The following is a 16,968-nucleotide window of genomic DNA, read 5'->3' on the forward strand; positions in this document are numbered from 1 at the left end:
TTGTATGCCCAAAACCCTTTTGCCCTCATGGCAAAAGGGTTTTTTAATGCCACAGACCGATAAAGAGAGAGGGGCGATCATCATGGAAAACAAACGCATTTTGCTCGATGATCAAGCGATTCGAAGAGCGCTTACGCGAATTGCACATGAAATCCTAGAGCGTAATAAAGGCATTGATAATACAATGCTTGTTGGGATTAAAACAAGAGGCATTTATTTAGCTGAGAGATTAGCTGAACGAATCGAACAAATTGAAGGATCAGCGATTTCAGTAGGAGAAGTTGATATCACCATGTATCGCGATGACCTTACTCACAAAAACGAAGATCAGGATCCCCTAATAAAAGGCACAAGCATTTCAAAGGATGTAACAGATCAAAAAGTGATACTTATTGACGATGTCCTTTATACAGGCAGAACCGTTCGTGCTGCAATGGATGCCTTAATGGATCTTGGACGTCCATCACAAATTCAACTGGCGGTGCTAGTTGATCGTGGACACAGAGAATTACCAATTCGTCCCGATTATGTAGGGAAGAACGTACCAACAGCAAAAGAAGAAATCATTGAAGTTGCTCTTACAGAAGTAGATGACTTTGACCAAGTTAGCTTATCACAATCATAAATCGTGCTCCCTTTAAATCCGTCCAGAGAGACGGCCAAGGGAGGAGACGCGTTCCGTTTAAGGACACGCGTGTACCTCCTTGCGGCCATGCAAGGAGTTTTTTTATACCTTAGGGTTAAGAAAAACGATGGCCGGGACACGCACAACCAAGGAGGAATACATCATGAAAAAAGTATTAGGAATTCGAGAGGTACCCAAACCTTCAAGCTGGCTCACATTAAGCTTACAGCATTTATTCGCCATGTTTGGCGCAACGATATTAGTTCCATTTCTCGTCGGACTTGATCCGGCGGTCGCCCTTGTCTCAAGTGGACTTGGGACGCTAGCTTATCTTGCCATAACGAAAGGTCGCATCCCAGCATACCTGGGGTCGTCATTCGCCTTTATTGCACCAATCATTTCAGCCGTCTCTTTACACGGACCTGAGGGAGCCATGATCGGAAGCTTTTTTGCCGGGATTGTCTACGGTCTTGTCGCAATTGGGATTCGAGCGCTTGGGTTAAACTGGCTGTTAAAACTTCTTCCACCGATCGTAGTTGGCCCCGTGATCATGGTCATCGGACTAGGTCTTGCAGGAACGGCGATTGACATGGCGATGAATAACCCTGCTACGGAAGCCTATAGCGGCACGCACTTTACTGTCGCGCTTGTTACGCTAGGGATTACCATTCTCGCTTCCATGTTTTTAAGAGGATTTTTCAGCCTGATTCCGATTTTAATCGGCATTGTATCTGGATACACATTTGCTTACTTCATGGGTATTGTTGACCTTACTCCAATTAAAGAAGCTTCATTCTTTCAAATGCCGGATTTCATCATCCCGTTTGCGGATTACAACCCGGTTGATGTCTTCTCATGGGAAATCTTATTCATCATGGTACCAATTGCAGTTGTCACGATTGCAGAGCACATTGGCGATCAGATGGTTTTAAGTAAAGTTGCCGGCAAGAATTTCTTGAAAACTCCAGGTCTCCATCGTTCCATTCTTGGAGACGGAGTAGCCACAATGATCGCATCTTGCCTTGGTGGACCGCCGAATACGACATATGGGGAAAACATCGGTGTGCTTGCGATAACACGAGTATTCAGCGTATTCGTCATCGGAGGGGCTGCTGTCCTTGCCCTTATGTTCGGCTTCATTGGAAAAGTAACAGCTCTTATCTCAACGATTCCAACAGCTGTCATGGGCGGCGTGTCGATCCTTCTCTTCGGAATTATTGCATCATCTGGCTTGCGCATGCTGATTGATAACAAAATTGATCTTGGTGAAAAGCGCAACTTGATTATCTCCTCCGTAATCCTAGTCATCGGTGTAGGTGGGGCATTCATCCAGGTTAGTGACAACTTGCAAATTGCAGGAATGGCGCTTGCGACCGTCATTGGTATTACGCTGAACCTCATTTTGCCTGGCGGAAGCTCACAGCAATCGGTTGAGAAAATGTTTGAAGAAGATCTTGAAAATAACGAACCAGCTGCATAGCATCATCCTTTAAAAAGGTACAGAGAGACCTAAAAGGGTGGGAAAGAGATGCGTTTACTTAAACGCGTCTATCCTTCTGCACCCTGACAACCCTCAGGGTGCTTTTTTTCGAGAAAAATATTAACGAAACGGAGTGAGTGATGTGAAGCATTTACTTGATATGACCTCTCTTACATTAGATGAAATTCATGAAATTTTACTGCAGGCTGAACGTTTTAGAAATGGAAAAAGTATTCAAAGACAGGAGCCAGTGTTTATAGCGAATCTTTTCTTCGAACCGTCAACCCGAACAAGGTTTAGCTTCGAGGTAGCAGAGAAGCGACTCGGATATGAGGTGTTGAATTTTGAAACGTCATCATCAAGCGTTCAAAAAGGGGAGACGCTATACGACACCATTAAAACCCTTGAATCTATAGGGGCAAGTGCTGTAGTCGTAAGGCACAAAGATGAGAAGTATTTCGAACCGCTACTTGAGAAAACGTCCATGTCCATCATTAATGCAGGCGATGGATGCGGGCATCACCCAACCCAATCGCTGCTAGATCTCCTCACGATTCGTCAAGAGTTCAAGCGATTTGAAGGTCTTAACGTTGTGATCGCTGGTGATATAAAGCACAGCAGGGTAGCACGGTCAAATGCGAACGTATTAAGTAGGCTTGGCGCAAAAGTGAGTTTTTCGGGCCCACGTGAATGGCAAGATGAAACAATGAATGAATACCCATACGTCACAATGGATGAAGCGGTTGAACAGGCGGATGTCCTCATGCTACTCCGCATTCAAAATGAACGCCATGCAAGAAGAAGCGATACTGATTCCTACCTTCAGTCATTCGGCCTAACTGTAGAGCGAGAAAGACGTATGAAGAAACACAGCATTATCATGCATCCTGCGCCGGTCAATCGAGGCGTTGAAATTGAGACATCATTAGTGGAATGTGAACGCTCAAGAATTTTTAAGCAAATGGAAAACGGTGTTTATGTACGAATGGCCTGCTTGAACTTGGTCCTACAACCTACTAAGAAAGGAATGGTCGTGTAATGCTAATCCAAAACGCGAAACTACTTAATGAATCTGGAGAATTGATGGAGCGCGATGTTCTTATCAATCAAGAAGGTGAAATTGAAACAATCGCACAGAGCATTGAAAAGGGGGAGTACGAAACCTTTGATGCGAAAGGGAACCTCCTAGTTCCAGGGCTCGTTGATCTGCACGTGCACTTAAGAGAACCGGGAGGAGAGCATAAAGAAACGATTGAAACAGGTACTAAAGCAGCGGCGAAAGGCGGATTTACAACAATCGCAGCGATGCCGAATACAAGACCTGTCCCAGACAATGAAGAAACGATGCAAACGTTAATGAATCGAATCAAAGAAACGGCAAGTGTTCGCGTCCTACCATACGGAGCGATTACAACGAGACAGCTAGGTCAAGAGCTTACGAATTTTGAAGGGTTGAAAACAAACGGTGCGTTTGCTTTAACAGATGATGGCGTTGGTGTTCAAGATGCTGGAATGATGCTAGAAGCGATGAAGCGCGCGGCAGCTAGTAACCTAGCAATTGTTGCCCACTGTGAAGAAAATACGTTGATCAACGGAGGAAGCGTTCATGAAGGTCATTTCTCAAAAGAGAATGGACTAAATGGTATTCCATCGGTTTGTGAAGCGGTACATATTGCAAGAGACGTTCTGCTCGCTGAAGCAGCAGGCGTTCATTATCATGTTTGCCACATTAGTACGAAGGAGTCCGTTCGTACCGTACGCGATGCGAAGAGGGCTGGCATTAACGTAACAGCTGAAGTAACACCACATCATCTCCTTTTGTCAGAAGATGATATACCGGGACTTGATACGCATTACAAAATGAACCCACCTCTTCGATCAAAAGAAGATCGAGAAGCCCTTATTGAAGGCCTGCTCGACGGTACAATTGACTTTATTGCAACGGATCATGCCCCTCATTCAGAAGGTGAAAAAGCACAGTCAATGGAAAAAGCGCCATTCGGCATAGTAGGACTGGAAACGGCTTTTCCGCTGTTATACACCCATTTTGTTGAGAAAGGGACCTTCACACTTAAGCAACTTGTGGATTGGTTAACGGTGAAACCTGCCCGTGCATTTGGACTTGAATACGGCACTCTAGAAATAGGCGCACTTGCAGATATGACAATCATCGATTTAACAGAGCAAATGGACATTAATCCAGAGTCATTTGTTTCGAAAGGAAAGAATACCCCATTTAATGGATGGACTTGTAAAGGATGGCCAACGGCAACAGTTGTAAATGGCAAAATCGTGTTTGAAAAGGGGAGCGATCAATGATGAAAAGACAGCTGATATTAGAAGATGGATCCGTTTTTGTAGGGAAAGCATTCGGTAGTGACATTGAGAAAAGTGGTGAGGTTGTTTTCAACACAGGCATGACGGGCTATCAGGAAATTTTGTCCGATCCATCCTATTGTGCTCAAATCGTAACGCTCACGTACCCGCTAATTGGAAACTATGGCATTAACCGCGATGATTTCGAATCGATTAATCCTTCTGTACACGGTCTTATTGTGAAAGAAGCAACAGAAGTACCGAGCTACTGGAGAAATGAAATGACGCTTGATGAATTGCTTCGTGTGAAAGGCATTCCTGGACTTGAAGGAATTGACACAAGGAAGCTGACAAAGCTGATTCGCTCGAATGGAACGTTAAAAGGAAAAATGTGTAGCATGGATGTTGATCCAGAGAAGATTGCGCGTGATCTAAGAGATACGCCATTGAAAAGGGACCAGGTACAGCAGGTATCCATTAAAGCACCTTATGCAAGTCCAGGTCGTGGATTCCGCATCGTTCTTGTCGATTTTGGAATGAAGCACGGCATTTTAAGAGAACTAACAAAACGGAAATGTGATGTTGTTGTTGTCCCATACAATACGTCGGCAGAAGAAATTCTGCGCCTAAACCCTGATGGCGTAATGCTAAGTAATGGCCCTGGCGATCCAAAAGATGTTAATGAAGCAGTGGACATGATTAACGGCATTCTTGGTAAAATTCCGCTCTTTGGCATTTGCCTAGGTCACCAACTATTTGCCCTTGCTTGCGGAGCGGATTCAGAGAAAATGAAATTTGGTCATAGAGGATCCAATCACCCCGTAATGGATTTAACAACAAAACGCGTCGCGATTACTTCGCAAAATCATGGCTATACGATTGCGGCTGAAACGTTAGAGAATACGGACCTTGAAGTCACACATGTTGCCGTAAACGATGGTTCCATTGAAGGCGTCAAGCATAAGAATGAACCAGCTTTTAGTGTGCAATACCATCCAGAAGCATCACCTGGACCAGAAGATTCCAATGAACTTTTTGACGACTTTATCTCGATGATTACAACATTCAAGGGGGAAAAATCATATGCCTAAACGTACAGATATTAAGAAAATCCTTGTGATCGGATCTGGACCAATTGTCATCGGGCAAGCAGCAGAATTTGACTACGCAGGAACGCAGGCGTGTCAGGCGTTAAAAGAAGAGGGCTATGAAGTTATTCTAGTAAACTCAAATCCTGCAACAATTATGACGGATACCACAATCGCGGACGAAGTATACATCGAGCCACTAACGCTTGATTTTGTTAGCCGTATTATTCGAAAAGAACGACCAGATGCTCTTCTTGCAACACTTGGAGGGCAAACTGGACTGAATATGGCAATGGAATTATCAGAAGCGGGCGTTTTAAAAGACTATGAAGTAGAACTCTTGGGTACGAAACTTGATGCGATTCAGCAGGCAGAGGATCGTGATTTGTTTCGTACGCTCATGAATGAGTTAAACGAGCCAGTACCGGAAAGTGATATTATTCATAATCTCGAAGAAGCTTATCGATTTGTGAAGAGAATTGGATACCCGGTTATCGTACGTCCTGCCTATACGCTCGGTGGTACAGGCGGTGGAATCGTAAACAACGATGAAGAATTAGAAGAAATTGTTTCAAGTGGTCTAAAATACAGCCCGGTTACGCAGTGTCTTCTCGAAAAAAGTATTGCTGGGTTTAAAGAAGTCGAGTATGAAGTGATGCGAGATGGTCAAGATCAAGCGATCGTTGTATGTAACATGGAGAACATCGATCCTGTTGGAATCCATACAGGTGACTCCATCGTCGTAGCGCCGAGTCAGACCCTTTCTGACCGAGACTATCAAATGCTACGTAACGTAGCGCTAAAAGTCATTCGCGCACTAAAAATTGAGGGTGGCTGTAACATTCAGCTTGCGCTTGACCCATACAGCTTCCAATATTACATCATAGAAGTAAATCCCAGAGTTAGTCGTTCCTCCGCTCTTGCATCTAAAGCAACTGGCTATCCAATTGCCAAGCTTGCAGCGAAAATCGCGGTGGGGCTCTCTCTTTCGGAAATGAAAAACCCTGTTACAGGCAAAACATATGCAAGCTTCGAACCAGCTTTAGACTATGTTGTATCCAAGATTCCAAGATGGCCATTTGATAAATTCGAAAGTGCGAATCGTAAGCTAGGAACGCAAATGAAGGCAACAGGTGAAGTGATGGCAATTGGTCGTACGCTTGAAGAATCACTACTAAAAGCGGTTCGCTCTCTGGAATCGAACGTTAGTCATCTTACTATTCCTGAACTAGCTGACCTTGATGAAGAAACGATGGAGAAAAGAATTCGCTTTGCGGATGATGAGCGCATCTTCGTTGTTGCAGAAGCATTCAGAAGAGGAAAAACGATAAAAGAAATTCATGATTGGAGCAAAATTGATCATTATTTCCTCGTCAAAATGCAAGGGATCATTGAGCTTGAAAACAAGTTGAAAGAGAACAAAGGAAATCTCGATCTTTTGCTTGAAGCAAAGCAAAAAGGCTTCTCAGATCACATCATTGCAGCACTATGGGATCAAACGGAGCTTGAAATCTATGAACTACGAACGCGAGAAGCCATCCGTCCCGTTTACAAAATGGTTGATACGTGTGCGGGCGAATTTGAATCTGAAACGCCTTATTACTACTCCACTTATGAAGATGAGAATGAATCACTTGAAACACCAAAAGAGAGTGTGCTCGTCCTAGGTTCGGGGCCAATTCGAATCGGCCAGGGGATTGAATTTGATTACGCAACGGTGCACAGTGTTTGGGCCATTCGTGAAGCGGGTTATGAAGCCATTATCATTAATAATAACCCGGAGACTGTATCTACTGATTTCAGCATCTCAGATAAGCTTTATTTTGAACCATTAACTGTTGAAGACGTGATGCATGTGATTGATCTTGAGAAGCCTAAAGGCGTAGTCGTTCAGTTCGGAGGTCAGACGGCTATAAATCTAGCAGACGAACTATCAGCTCGAGGCGTGAAAATCCTTGGAACATCTTTAGAAGATATGGATCGAGCGGAGAATCGCGATAAATTCGAAATGGCTATGGCAGAGCTGAACATACCTCAACCAGAAGGGAAGACAGCTACTTCCGTTGATCAAGCAGTGGCCATTGCTGAGCGAATTGGTTATCCTGTCCTCGTTCGCCCATCCTATGTACTCGGCGGAAGAGCAATGGAAATTGTGTATAAGGAAAGCGAACTGCTTCATTACATGGAAAATGCCGTTAAGGTTAATCCGCAGCACCCAGTCTTAATCGATCGGTATTTGATGGGGAAAGAAATTGAAGTTGATGCGATCTCTGACGGAGAAACCGTATTTATTCCAGGTATTATGGAACACATCGAGCGTGCTGGGATTCACTCTGGGGATTCGATTGCAGTATACCCTCCGCAGAGCTTATCTAGTGAAGTGAAACAAACGCTCATTGATCAGACAATCGCTCTTGCGAGAGGTTTGAAGATCAAAGGTCTCCTTAATATCCAATATGTTATTCAAAATGAACAGGTGTATGTACTTGAAGTAAATCCCCGCTCAAGTCGGACGGTACCATTCTTAAGTAAAATTACTGGGGTACCAATGGCGAATCTAGCAACAAAAGTGATTCTAGGAGCATCGCTTGAATCACTTGGTTACGAAACAGGGTATGGAACAGAGCGAGACGATGTATATGTAAAAGTGCCGGTCTTCTCGTTTGCTAAACTGCGCCGCGTTGATATTACGCTCGGGCCTGAAATGAAATCAACAGGCGAAGTGATGGGTCGCGATTACACACTGGAGAAAGCTCTATATAAAGGGCTAGTTGCTTCCGGTATGAAGATTCCAACTCACGGCTCAGTGTTATTCACAATCGCGGACAAAGATAAAGAAGAAGCGATCGATCTTGTGAAGCGTTTCAATGCGATCGGCTATCACATTCTTGCGACAGAAGGAACAGCTCACATCATACGTGATCTTGGGATCCCAGTGACAGTCGTCAATAAAATTGGGGCAGAAAAGCCGAATTTACTACACGTCATTCGTGAAGGTCAGGCACAATTTGTTATTAATACGCTCACTAGAGGAAAGCAGCCGGCTCGTGACGGCTTCCGCATTCGAAGAGAGTCAGTTGAAAACGGAGTTGTGTGCTTTACATCTCTTGATACAGCAAGAGCTCTGCTTCGCGTTATTGAAACAATGACCTTTACAAGCACAAGCATGCCGAAGTTTCACGAAAAAGAAGTGGTTCGTTCATGAGGCAGTTAAAAACAGAGCTCGTGTCTCAAAAAGAAATTGCAGCTTCGATTTATGAAGCAGTTGTTTTCCATAAGGAAATTGATGAAAGCTTCCAACCTGGACAATTTGTTCATGTAAAAGCTGGCTTCGGGTCAGATCCACTTCTCAGAAGGCCGATTAGCATTTGTCATATTGATCCTAAAAGGCATGAGTTGACGATGATCTATCGTGCAGAAGGAAAAGGAACGAAAGTTTTATCTGAAATGGTGCCGGGTGTTGAAGTTGACCTCCTCGGCCCGCTCGGTAAAGGGTTTCCGGTTGAGAAAACAATGGAGGGAGATACGGCTTTGCTTGTAGGAGGCGGTATCGGCGTGCCTCCCCTTTATTATCTTTCGCAGGAATTAACGAAGCGCGGTGTCAATGTGAAGCACATAAATGGCTTTCAAACGAGTTCAGTTGTTTTTTATGAAGAGAAGTTTAAAACGTTAGGTCCTGTCACGATTACAACAGCGGATGGAACTCATGGGGAAGCAGGGTTTGTAACAAATCAGCTTGATATGGAAGCAGATTATCTCTTTGCCTGTGGGCCATCTCCAATGTTAAAAGCGCTAGAAAACTATCGCGCGAAAAAGGGTGTGTACCTCTCCCTTGAACAGCGAATGGGCTGTGGAATTGGTGCCTGTCTTGCATGCGTTTGTCATGTACAGGGGGATGAAACAGGCTTTGCTTATCGAAAAGTATGTAGCGACGGTCCGGTATTTCAAGCAGGGGAGGTTGTCCTATGAGCCGATTAGGAATTCAGCTGCCAGGCCTTGACTTAAAGAATCCGATTATGCCAGCTTCTGGGTGCTTTGGATTTGGTAGAGAATACAGTCAATTCTATAAACTGGATCAGCTTGGAGCCATTATGGTAAAAGCGACCACCAATGAGCCTAGATTCGGAAACCCTACACCTCGTGTAGCAGAAACGACGTCAGGCATGTTAAACGCTATTGGTCTCCAGAACCCGGGCCTTGAGCGTGTCATGGCAGAAGAATTACCATGGTTATCACAATTTGATGTGCCAATTATTGCGAATGTCGCAGGATCTACAATTGAAGATTATGTGGCCGTAGCTAAACGAATTTCTAAAGCACCGAACGTTCACGCGCTAGAGTTAAACATTTCTTGCCCCAATGTGAAGGAAGGCGGACTTGCATTTGGAACGGTACCAGAAACAGCATATGACGTAACCAAAGCTGTAAAAGACGTATCGTCAGTTCCTGTTTACGTCAAGCTCTCACCGAACGTGACAGATATTGTACAAATGGCAAAAGTAGTTGAACGTGCTGGAGCGGATGGGTTGACGATGATCAACACGCTTCTCGGAATGCGAATTGACTTGAAAACCGGTAAGTCAATCCTTGCGAATGGGGCTGGTGGCTTATCTGGTCCTGCTATTAAGCCTGTTGCCATTCGTATGATTCATCAAGTAAGTCAACAGGTGAATATCCCGATTATCGGAATGGGCGGGGTCCAGACGCCTGAAGATGTGATGGAATATTTTCTTGCTGGAGCGAGCGCTGTGGCGGTTGGAACAGCAAACTTCGTTGACCCATTCACATGCCCTAACATTATTGACTCTTTACCACCATTGCTGGATGAGTTAGGTGTTCACCATATTTCAGAGCTTACGGGAAGGAGTTGGAAAACGGAATGGAATCTTCAATCATCCTCGCATTAGATTTTTCTAGAAAAGATGAGCTAGATGATTTCCTTGCGCTATTTGAGCAGGAAAAGCTTTTCGTTAAAGTTGGTATGGAAGCTTACTATCAACATGGACCTAAGCTAGTAGATGAATTAAAACAGCATGGTCATGATGTTTTTCTTGATTTGAAACTTCATGATATTCCAAATACCGTCCAAAAGGCGATGAAAGGATTAGCCGGTCTTGGTGTTGATTTGATCAATGTTCATGCTAGTGGGGGATCGCGTATGATGAAGGCGGCAATAGAAGGGCTTGAATCAGGTACGAGCTCAGGGCAAAAGCGCCCGCTTTGCATCGGCGTTACGCAATTAACAAGTACGTCAGAAGAGATGCTTCGAAAAGAATTGCAAATCACTGGAAATATGAAGAATAGCGTTGTTTCTCTCGCCAATCTTGCAAGAGAAAGTGGGCTTGATGGTGTTGTGAGCTCAGCTCTCGAGGTTCCGATGATAAAAGAAGCTTGTGGCGATCGTTTTCTAACTGTAACTCCTGGAATTAGACTCGAAGGGGATATGGCTGGTGATCAAAACCGCGTCTGCTCACCAAAGAAGGCACGGTCTCTAGGAAGTGATTTCATTGTCGTAGGACGCAGCGTAACTGGAGCGAAGAATCCATTAGCGGCATATGACATACTAAAATCTGAATGGAGGAATTCATATGAAATCAATCGCTAAAGCCTTATTGGAAATTGAGGCAGTGAGTCTACAGCCGAATAATCCTTTTACGTGGTCCTCAGGCTTATTGTCACCAATTTACTGTGATAACCGTTTAACACTTTCATATCCAAAGGTAAGAAAAGAAATTGCCCAGGGGCTTGCTACTATGGTGAAGGAAAAATACCCTGATGCAGAAGTGATTGCTGGAACAGCAACAGCTGGGATTCCTCATGCTGCGTGGGTAAGCGACGTATTAGATTTACCAATGGTTTACGTTCGGGGAAGCGCAAAGGGGCATGGAAAAGGGAATGTTATTGAAGGAAAAGTAGATGAAGGCCAAAAAGTTGTGGTAATTGAAGATTTGGTTTCAACTGGTGGCAGTGCCATTGATGCTGTGAAGCAATTACAATCTTCCGGAGCGAATGTTCTTGGTGTGGCCGCGATCTTTACATATGGGATGAAAAAAGGGGCAGAGCAGTTCGCTGCTGAAGGAATTGCCTGGGATACCCTTACCAATTTCGATGAATTGTTAACAAGCGCCGTTGAAACAGGTATGATTGAGGAAAGAGAGGTTCAATCACTGCTTCACTGGCGCGACAATCCATCTTCAACAGAATGGTTGGAGCAGTTGAAAGATCTCTCCGTTTAGGAGGGGTAAGATGAGAAAAATGCAAGGAGAAGAGTTCGATTCGCTCGTATCCTTTTTTGATGATATGGCTCGAACAAAATGGCTTGGAGCTGTTCACGATGAATTAAAACAAGCTTCAGGATCATGGGAAGGGAAGTCCGTTCTAGATGTAGGGTGTGGAACAGGAAGACTCCTTCTTCGTGGCGTCGAGGAAGCGAGTATGCTGACAGGTGTTGATTTATCATCGGAAATGGTGAAGGCAAGCAAACAGAATTTCTTCTTTTTAAATCGAGCGAATAAAAGTCACTTTTCAGAAGATGACGCATGCAATCTTTCGTTTGACGATGACACGTTTGATTTGTCTCTATCAACGTGCGTTATGTTCCTTTTACCAGAGCCAGAAGCAGGTATGAAAGAAATGATGCGGGTTACAAAAGAAAGCGGTAGGATTGTTATGTTAAATCCATCTCTTCAAATGAACCAAATGGCTGCATTCGAGTATGCAAAAAAGCATGGAATGAGCGGTTTTGAACAAACATCACTGTTAAAGTGGTCGAACGTTTCAACGAAAAGACATCGCTATACACCAGAACAACTAAGCGAGAAGCTGAAAGGACTTGGTGCGAAGGAAACGAAGCATGTAGAAGTGCTTGATGGGCTAGCGATTATTACGGTTGCAAAATTATAATAAAAAGGTTCCCGCTCGTTATATGAGCGGGAACCTTTTTTGTTACTTCTTCATCCTAAATATCAAATCCTGATCTGGTGTTACATAAAGAGTGTTTTGTTGATCATACGTCACAAACCCTGGCTTGGCGCCATTTGGTTTTTTGACATGACGTACTTCGGTATAATCAACCGGCACTGAACCAGATTCGCGTGCTTTACTGAAATAGGCGGCAAGGTTGGCGGCTTCAAGGAGCGTTTCCTCCGTGTATTCTTTACTTCGAATCACCACGTGAGATCCCGGAATATCCTTCGTATGAAGCCACGTTTCTCCTCGAGCAGCAAGCTTATTCGTTAAATACTCATTTTGCTTGTTGTTCTTCCCAACGAGTATTTCCGTACCATCTGACGAGACGTAAGCGTCAAGCTGAGGTTTCGTTGGTTTGGATTTCTTCTTTTTACGACGTTTCTTAATGTATCCTTCTTCTTCAAGCTCTTCACGTATCTCCTCTATGTCACGTGGGGAGGCCGAGGTTAATTGTTGAATCAGCTGTTCCAGATACGCAATTTCTTGATGGGCCATGCTGATTTGTTCTTCAAGAACAGATATCGAATTCTTCGCTTTGCTGTATCTTTTGAAATAGGCTTGAGCGTTTTCAGATGGCGTTTTCTGAGGATTCAACTCAATGAGAACTGTTCCACCATCTTCATCATAATAATTGATCACTTCTACCTTTTTATCCCCGCGCTTCACCATATGCATGTTTGCTGTCAACAGTTCGCCAAGTAGTTGATACGTATCGGCTTCCTGTGCCTGCTGAATCGTACGAGTGATCTTTTGAATTTTCTTCTCGTTTTTCTTTAATTCATTTGAAAGAAAACGCTCTAGATCATTCGACTGCTGCTTTACGCGATCTCTGTCAGCTTTTCCATAGTAGAAGCGGTCGAGCAGTTCGCTAGCAGATTCAAATTCTCTTTTTTCTCCTGATAAGTGAGACAGCTCAACAACAGAGAAGAATTCTTTCGCTTCTGTTACCATTTGTGGCTTGTAGTGATGCTGCTCTAGCTCTTGGAAGACATCAAAGAAAGCTTCCGGTAGAGTTGTACGGTTAGCTAGTCCTGCCCTGTGAATCACTTCTTTTGCGATCAGTGGTGAAAGTCCACCGAAAGCTTGAACGAGCTGCTGGCTTAGTTTACCTGCATTGAAATCAATTTGTCTTAGAAAATCGTCTCTCGTTAAGCCGAACGGAGAAATTTTGTTCTGTGCAGGAGGTGCAATATAATCCTGCCCTGGAAGAACCGTTCGGTGTCTGTTTACAGACGGTGAAAGATGCTTAATGCTATCTAAAATCATATTTGATTCGTTAAGTAAAATAACGTTACTATGACGCCCCATAATTTCAGCTACTAACGTTCTTGTTGTTAAGTCACCAAGATCATTACGTGCTTTAAATGTGACGTGAATGATGCGTTCATTTTCGATTTGTTTAATCTCTTCTACAATACTACCTTCTAAGTGCTTACGAAGAAGCATGCAGAACATTGGAGGCTCCTTTGGATTTGCATAGGATTCCTGTGTTGTTTGAATTCTTGCATAAGATGGATTCGCCGATAATAACAGCTGATGATTTTTACCACCTGAACGAATAACAAGTAATAAATCAGTTGCATAAGGCTGATAGATCTTCGTAACTCGTCCACCTTTTAACAATTCATTTGTTTCGTGTGCAACGGCTCTCATTACCATACCGTCAAAAGACATATTGTTCACCTACATTCCTATCAATAGACATTATTCTTAGTATAGCATTTTTTTGAGCTTGTCTGAATATAGATGAATTATTAGGGAGATTACGTGCAGGATCGGGGTGGGGAAAATGAACTGGTATAACATGACAAAAGCGGAAGTGAAAGAGGAATTAGAGACAAGCGATGAAGGGATTAGCTCAAAAGAAGCGGTGCAAAGAAGAAAGACATTTGGATTAAATCAGCTCGATGAAGTAGAAAGGCCATCAATGATTTTAATCTTCTTAGCCCAATTTAAAGATTTTATGGTCGTTGTGCTTCTTGCAGCTACGTTGATTTCCGGTTTACTTGGAGAGTATCTCGATGCCATTGCTATTATCCTAATCATTTTAATGAATGGGATACTCGGCTTTGTTCAAGAGCGAAAGGCAGAGAAGTCTCTCCAAGCATTAAAACAGTTGTCATCTCCAAAGATGAGGGTCCTTCGTGATGGAGAATGGACAACAATTCAAGCTTCAGAAGTTGTTATCGGAGATATGGTACGAATGGAAAGTGGAGATCGAATTGGAGCAGATGTGCGATTCTTTTCTTGTCAGGGCTTGCTTATTGAAGAATCCGCCTTGACGGGGGAGTCATTGCCAGTGAACAAGCATCCAGAGCCGATCCCGGATGAACATCCAGGGCTAGGGGATCAGCACAATATGGGATTCATGGGCACGCTCGTTACAAAGGGAAAAGGGATTGGCATTGTAACAGCAACAGGAATGAAGACCGAAATGGGAAAGATCGCTCACTTAATTCAATCAGCGGATACGATGGAAACGCCTCTTCAACATCGACTCGAACAGCTGGGTAAAATTTTAATCGCAGCAGCGCTTATGCTTACAGCGTTAGTCGTGGTCCTTGGGATCATTCAAGGACGCGATGTGTATAGCATGTTTTTAGCTGGTGTATCGCTTGCTGTGGCAGCAATTCCTGAGGGATTGCCAGCGATTGTGACCATTGCGCTTGCGATCGGCATGCAGAGAATGAGTAAACGGAAAGCGATTGTTCGTAAACTACCGTCTGTTGAAACACTTGGATGTGCGACAGTCATTTGTTCTGATAAGACAGGAACACTTACACAAAATAAAATGATGGTTACAAAACTGTGGGCTGGAGGGGAAACGTGGGATGTGACCGGATCGGGTTATTCTCCTTACGGTGACTTTTTTAAAGGAAATACGCGTGTTTACTCAGATGATGAGCGGTCTTTAAAGCAACTTCTGACGTTTGGTCTTCTCTGTAGTAATGCAAGAGTGATAGAGAAAAAGGGTGAATATGTACTTGATGGAGACCCAACTGAAGGAGCGCTTGTTGCTGCTGCGATGAAGGCTGGGTTAACAGAGGATGTAAGAGAAGAAGAGTTTACCATCATTCAAGAGTTTCTATTTGATTCTAATCGGAAAATGATGAGTATGATTGTGGAAGATTCTTCTGGTAAACGCTATGTTATTGCCAAAGGGGCACCAGATATTGTTTTAAAGCAATGTGAATCAGTTCTATGGAGTGAGAAGAAAGCGCCATTACGCAAAAGCTATGAGAAACAAATTCAAGAGCAGCTTGATACGTTTGGTAGTTTAGCTCTAAGAACGATTGCAGTTGCTTTTAAACCGATACAAAATGAAGAGAATATGCTACATAGCGTTCAGGCTGAATCTCGTTTAACATTTGTCGGTTTAGAAGGTATGATTGATCCTCCACGGGAAGAAGTAAAGCAAGCTGTTGCAGATTGTAAAACAGCAGGCATCAAAACGATCATGATCACAGGGGACCATGTGACAACCGCAAAAGCGATTGCTCTTAACCTGGGGATTCTACCAGAGCGTGGCAAAGTAATGGAAGGAAGTAAGCTATCGACATTGACAGTAGAAGAACTCGAAAATCAAGTTGAAGACATCTATGTTTTTGCTCGTGTGTCGCCTGAACATAAATTAAAGATTGTAAAAGCCCTCCAAAATAAAGGGCATGTTGTCGCAATGACAGGGGATGGAGTAAATGATGCTCCGGCTATTAAGGCATCTAATATCGGCATTGCAATGGGACAAACAGGAACGGATGTTGCAAAAGAATCGTCATCGCTCATTTTAAGTGATGATAATTTTGCTACGATACGAGACGCAGTTGAAGAAGGAAGAAACATATACGAGAATATTAGAAAATTCATTCGCTATTTATTAGCATCTAATGTAGGCGAAATTCTCGTCATGCTATTTGCTATCTTGCTCATGCTGCCGCTTCCTCTCGTACCCATTCAAATACTATGGGTGAACCTCGTCACAGACGGGTTGCCAGCAATGGCTCTTGGACTTGATCCTGCAGAGGGTAACGTCATGAAGCGAGACCCACGCAAGCCGAAAGAAGGCGTATTTGCAAGGGGGTTAGGTTGGAAAATCATTTCTAGAGGGATTATGATCGGAGCATGTACATTAGCAGCGTTTATGATCTGTTACAATGAAAATCCAAATGACCTCGTTCAAGCGCAAACTGTAGCTTTTTCAACGCTCGTTCTTGCGCAATTAATCCATGTTTTTGACTGTCGAAGCGAACGGTCGATTTTTCACCGAAATCCATTTGAGAATAAAGCGTTGGTTCTTGCTGTCCTATCTTCCGTTGGCTTGCTTCTGGCAGTAATCTACTATGAACCATTACAACCGATTTTCCATACAACTTATTTATCAATGAGAGAATGGATGTTAATATTAGTCTTCTCAAGCATTCCAACATTTCTTCTGGCTGGAACAACACTCTTTAGAAGAAAACATAGCAGAGGGTAGCCCCCTCTGTTTTTCT

Annotated in this window: 13 protein-coding genes; 12 read left to right on the forward strand and 1 reads right to left on the reverse strand. The window is 43.5% G+C overall.

Annotated elements, in window-relative coordinates:
* Positions 1 to 82 precede the first annotated feature (82 nt).
* The 11 genes from pyrR to AC0VYO_RS09510 all read left to right on the forward strand — a co-directional run bounded on the left by pyrR (position 83) and on the right by AC0VYO_RS09510 (position 12,412).
* Positions 83 to 625, forward strand: coding sequence for a bifunctional pyr operon transcriptional regulator/uracil phosphoribosyltransferase PyrR (gene pyrR, locus AC0VYO_RS09460; RefSeq protein WP_194221361.1), 543 nt, complete (start codon positions 83 to 85; stop codon positions 623 to 625).
* 163 nt (positions 626 to 788) lie between these two features.
* Positions 789 to 2,105 carry a solute carrier family 23 protein gene (locus tag AC0VYO_RS09465; protein WP_430242781.1) on the forward strand — a complete coding sequence of 439 codons (1,317 nt, stop codon included), beginning with the start codon at positions 789 to 791 and terminating at the stop codon, positions 2,103 to 2,105.
* Positions 2,106 to 2,247: 142 nt separating this feature from the next.
* Positions 2,248 to 3,144 carry an aspartate carbamoyltransferase catalytic subunit gene (locus AC0VYO_RS09470; RefSeq protein WP_475367252.1) on the forward strand — a complete coding sequence of 299 codons (897 nt, stop codon included), beginning with the start codon at positions 2,248 to 2,250 and terminating at the stop codon, positions 3,142 to 3,144.
* Positions 3,144 to 4,424 carry a dihydroorotase gene (locus AC0VYO_RS09475; RefSeq protein WP_475368908.1) on the forward strand — a complete coding sequence of 427 codons (1,281 nt, stop codon included), beginning with the start codon at positions 3,144 to 3,146 and terminating at the stop codon, positions 4,422 to 4,424. Before AC0VYO_RS09470 ends, AC0VYO_RS09475 begins: the two co-directional genes overlap by 1 nt.
* A complete protein-coding gene (locus AC0VYO_RS09480; RefSeq protein WP_475369055.1) occupies positions 4,424 to 5,512 on the forward strand; it encodes a carbamoyl phosphate synthase small subunit in 1,089 nt (362 codons plus the stop codon). Before AC0VYO_RS09475 ends, AC0VYO_RS09480 begins: the two co-directional genes overlap by 1 nt.
* On the forward strand, positions 5,505 to 8,714 hold the full coding sequence (gene carB / locus AC0VYO_RS09485; RefSeq protein WP_475367254.1) for a carbamoyl-phosphate synthase large subunit: 3,210 nt from the start codon (positions 5,505 to 5,507) through the stop codon (positions 8,712 to 8,714). The genes AC0VYO_RS09480 and carB overlap by 8 nt, the downstream gene beginning before the upstream one ends.
* On the forward strand, positions 8,711 to 9,478 hold the full coding sequence (locus tag AC0VYO_RS09490) for a dihydroorotate dehydrogenase electron transfer subunit (RefSeq protein WP_475368909.1): 768 nt from the start codon (positions 8,711 to 8,713) through the stop codon (positions 9,476 to 9,478). Before carB ends, AC0VYO_RS09490 begins: the two co-directional genes overlap by 4 nt.
* On the forward strand, positions 9,475 to 10,416 hold the full coding sequence (locus AC0VYO_RS09495; protein WP_475368910.1) for a dihydroorotate dehydrogenase: 942 nt from the start codon (positions 9,475 to 9,477) through the stop codon (positions 10,414 to 10,416). The genes AC0VYO_RS09490 and AC0VYO_RS09495 overlap by 4 nt, the downstream gene beginning before the upstream one ends.
* Positions 10,389 to 11,114, forward strand: a complete 726-nt coding sequence (gene pyrF / locus AC0VYO_RS09500) for an orotidine-5'-phosphate decarboxylase (RefSeq protein ID WP_283152256.1) — start codon at positions 10,389 to 10,391, stop codon at positions 11,112 to 11,114. Before AC0VYO_RS09495 ends, pyrF begins: the two co-directional genes overlap by 28 nt.
* Positions 11,098 to 11,745, forward strand: a complete 648-nt coding sequence (gene pyrE / locus AC0VYO_RS09505; protein WP_475368911.1) for an orotate phosphoribosyltransferase — start codon at positions 11,098 to 11,100, stop codon at positions 11,743 to 11,745. Before pyrF ends, pyrE begins: the two co-directional genes overlap by 17 nt.
* 10 nt (positions 11,746 to 11,755) lie before the next feature.
* The gene (locus AC0VYO_RS09510; protein WP_475368912.1) at positions 11,756 to 12,412 is read left to right on the forward strand and encodes a class I SAM-dependent methyltransferase; all 657 of its coding nucleotides are present in this window, start codon (positions 11,756 to 11,758) and stop codon (positions 12,410 to 12,412) included.
* A 42-nt stretch (positions 12,413 to 12,454) separates the two neighbouring features.
* On the opposite strand, the gene AC0VYO_RS09515 is transcribed toward AC0VYO_RS09510, so the two are convergent.
* On the reverse strand, positions 12,455 to 14,152 hold the full coding sequence (locus AC0VYO_RS09515; protein WP_430242760.1) for an Rqc2 family fibronectin-binding protein: 1,698 nt from the start codon (positions 14,150 to 14,152) through the stop codon (positions 12,455 to 12,457).
* Between the two features lie 115 nt (positions 14,153 to 14,267).
* On the opposite strand from AC0VYO_RS09515, the gene AC0VYO_RS09520 reads away from it, so the two are divergent.
* The gene (locus AC0VYO_RS09520) at positions 14,268 to 16,952 is read left to right on the forward strand and encodes a calcium-translocating P-type ATPase, SERCA-type (RefSeq protein WP_475368913.1); all 2,685 of its coding nucleotides are present in this window, start codon (positions 14,268 to 14,270) and stop codon (positions 16,950 to 16,952) included.
* The last annotated feature ends 16 nt before the right edge of the window (positions 16,953 to 16,968 follow it).

It is taken from the genome of Anaerobacillus sp. 63XJN7_4_ISO-PGPR-S23-413, from assembly GCF_056173725.1.

Bases quoted from the DNA above. Each gene is read 5' to 3' on its own strand.
- AC0VYO_RS09480 (WP_475369055.1), top strand. From the start codon at position 4,424: ATGAAAAGACAGCTGATATTAGAAGATGGATCCGTTTTTGTAGGGAAA.
- AC0VYO_RS09515 (WP_430242760.1), bottom strand. From the start codon at position 14,152: ATGTCTTTTGACGGTATGGTAATGAGAGCCGTTGCACACGAAACAAAT.
- AC0VYO_RS09520 (WP_475368913.1), top strand. From the start codon at position 14,268: ATGAACTGGTATAACATGACAAAAGCGGAAGTGAAAGAGGAATTAGAG.
- AC0VYO_RS09475 (WP_475368908.1), top strand. From the start codon at position 3,144: ATGCTAATCCAAAACGCGAAACTACTTAATGAATCTGGAGAATTGATG.
- pyrF (WP_283152256.1), top strand. From the start codon at position 10,389: ATGGAATCTTCAATCATCCTCGCATTAGATTTTTCTAGAAAAGATGAG.
- AC0VYO_RS09495 (WP_475368910.1), top strand. From the start codon at position 9,475: ATGAGCCGATTAGGAATTCAGCTGCCAGGCCTTGACTTAAAGAATCCG.
- pyrE (WP_475368911.1), top strand. From the start codon at position 11,098: ATGAAATCAATCGCTAAAGCCTTATTGGAAATTGAGGCAGTGAGTCTA.
- AC0VYO_RS09465 (WP_430242781.1), top strand. From the start codon at position 789: ATGAAAAAAGTATTAGGAATTCGAGAGGTACCCAAACCTTCAAGCTGG.
- carB (WP_475367254.1), top strand. From the start codon at position 5,505: ATGCCTAAACGTACAGATATTAAGAAAATCCTTGTGATCGGATCTGGA.
- AC0VYO_RS09510 (WP_475368912.1), top strand. From the start codon at position 11,756: ATGAGAAAAATGCAAGGAGAAGAGTTCGATTCGCTCGTATCCTTTTTT.
- AC0VYO_RS09490 (WP_475368909.1), top strand. From the start codon at position 8,711: ATGAGGCAGTTAAAAACAGAGCTCGTGTCTCAAAAAGAAATTGCAGCT.
- pyrR (WP_194221361.1), top strand. From the start codon at position 83: ATGGAAAACAAACGCATTTTGCTCGATGATCAAGCGATTCGAAGAGCG.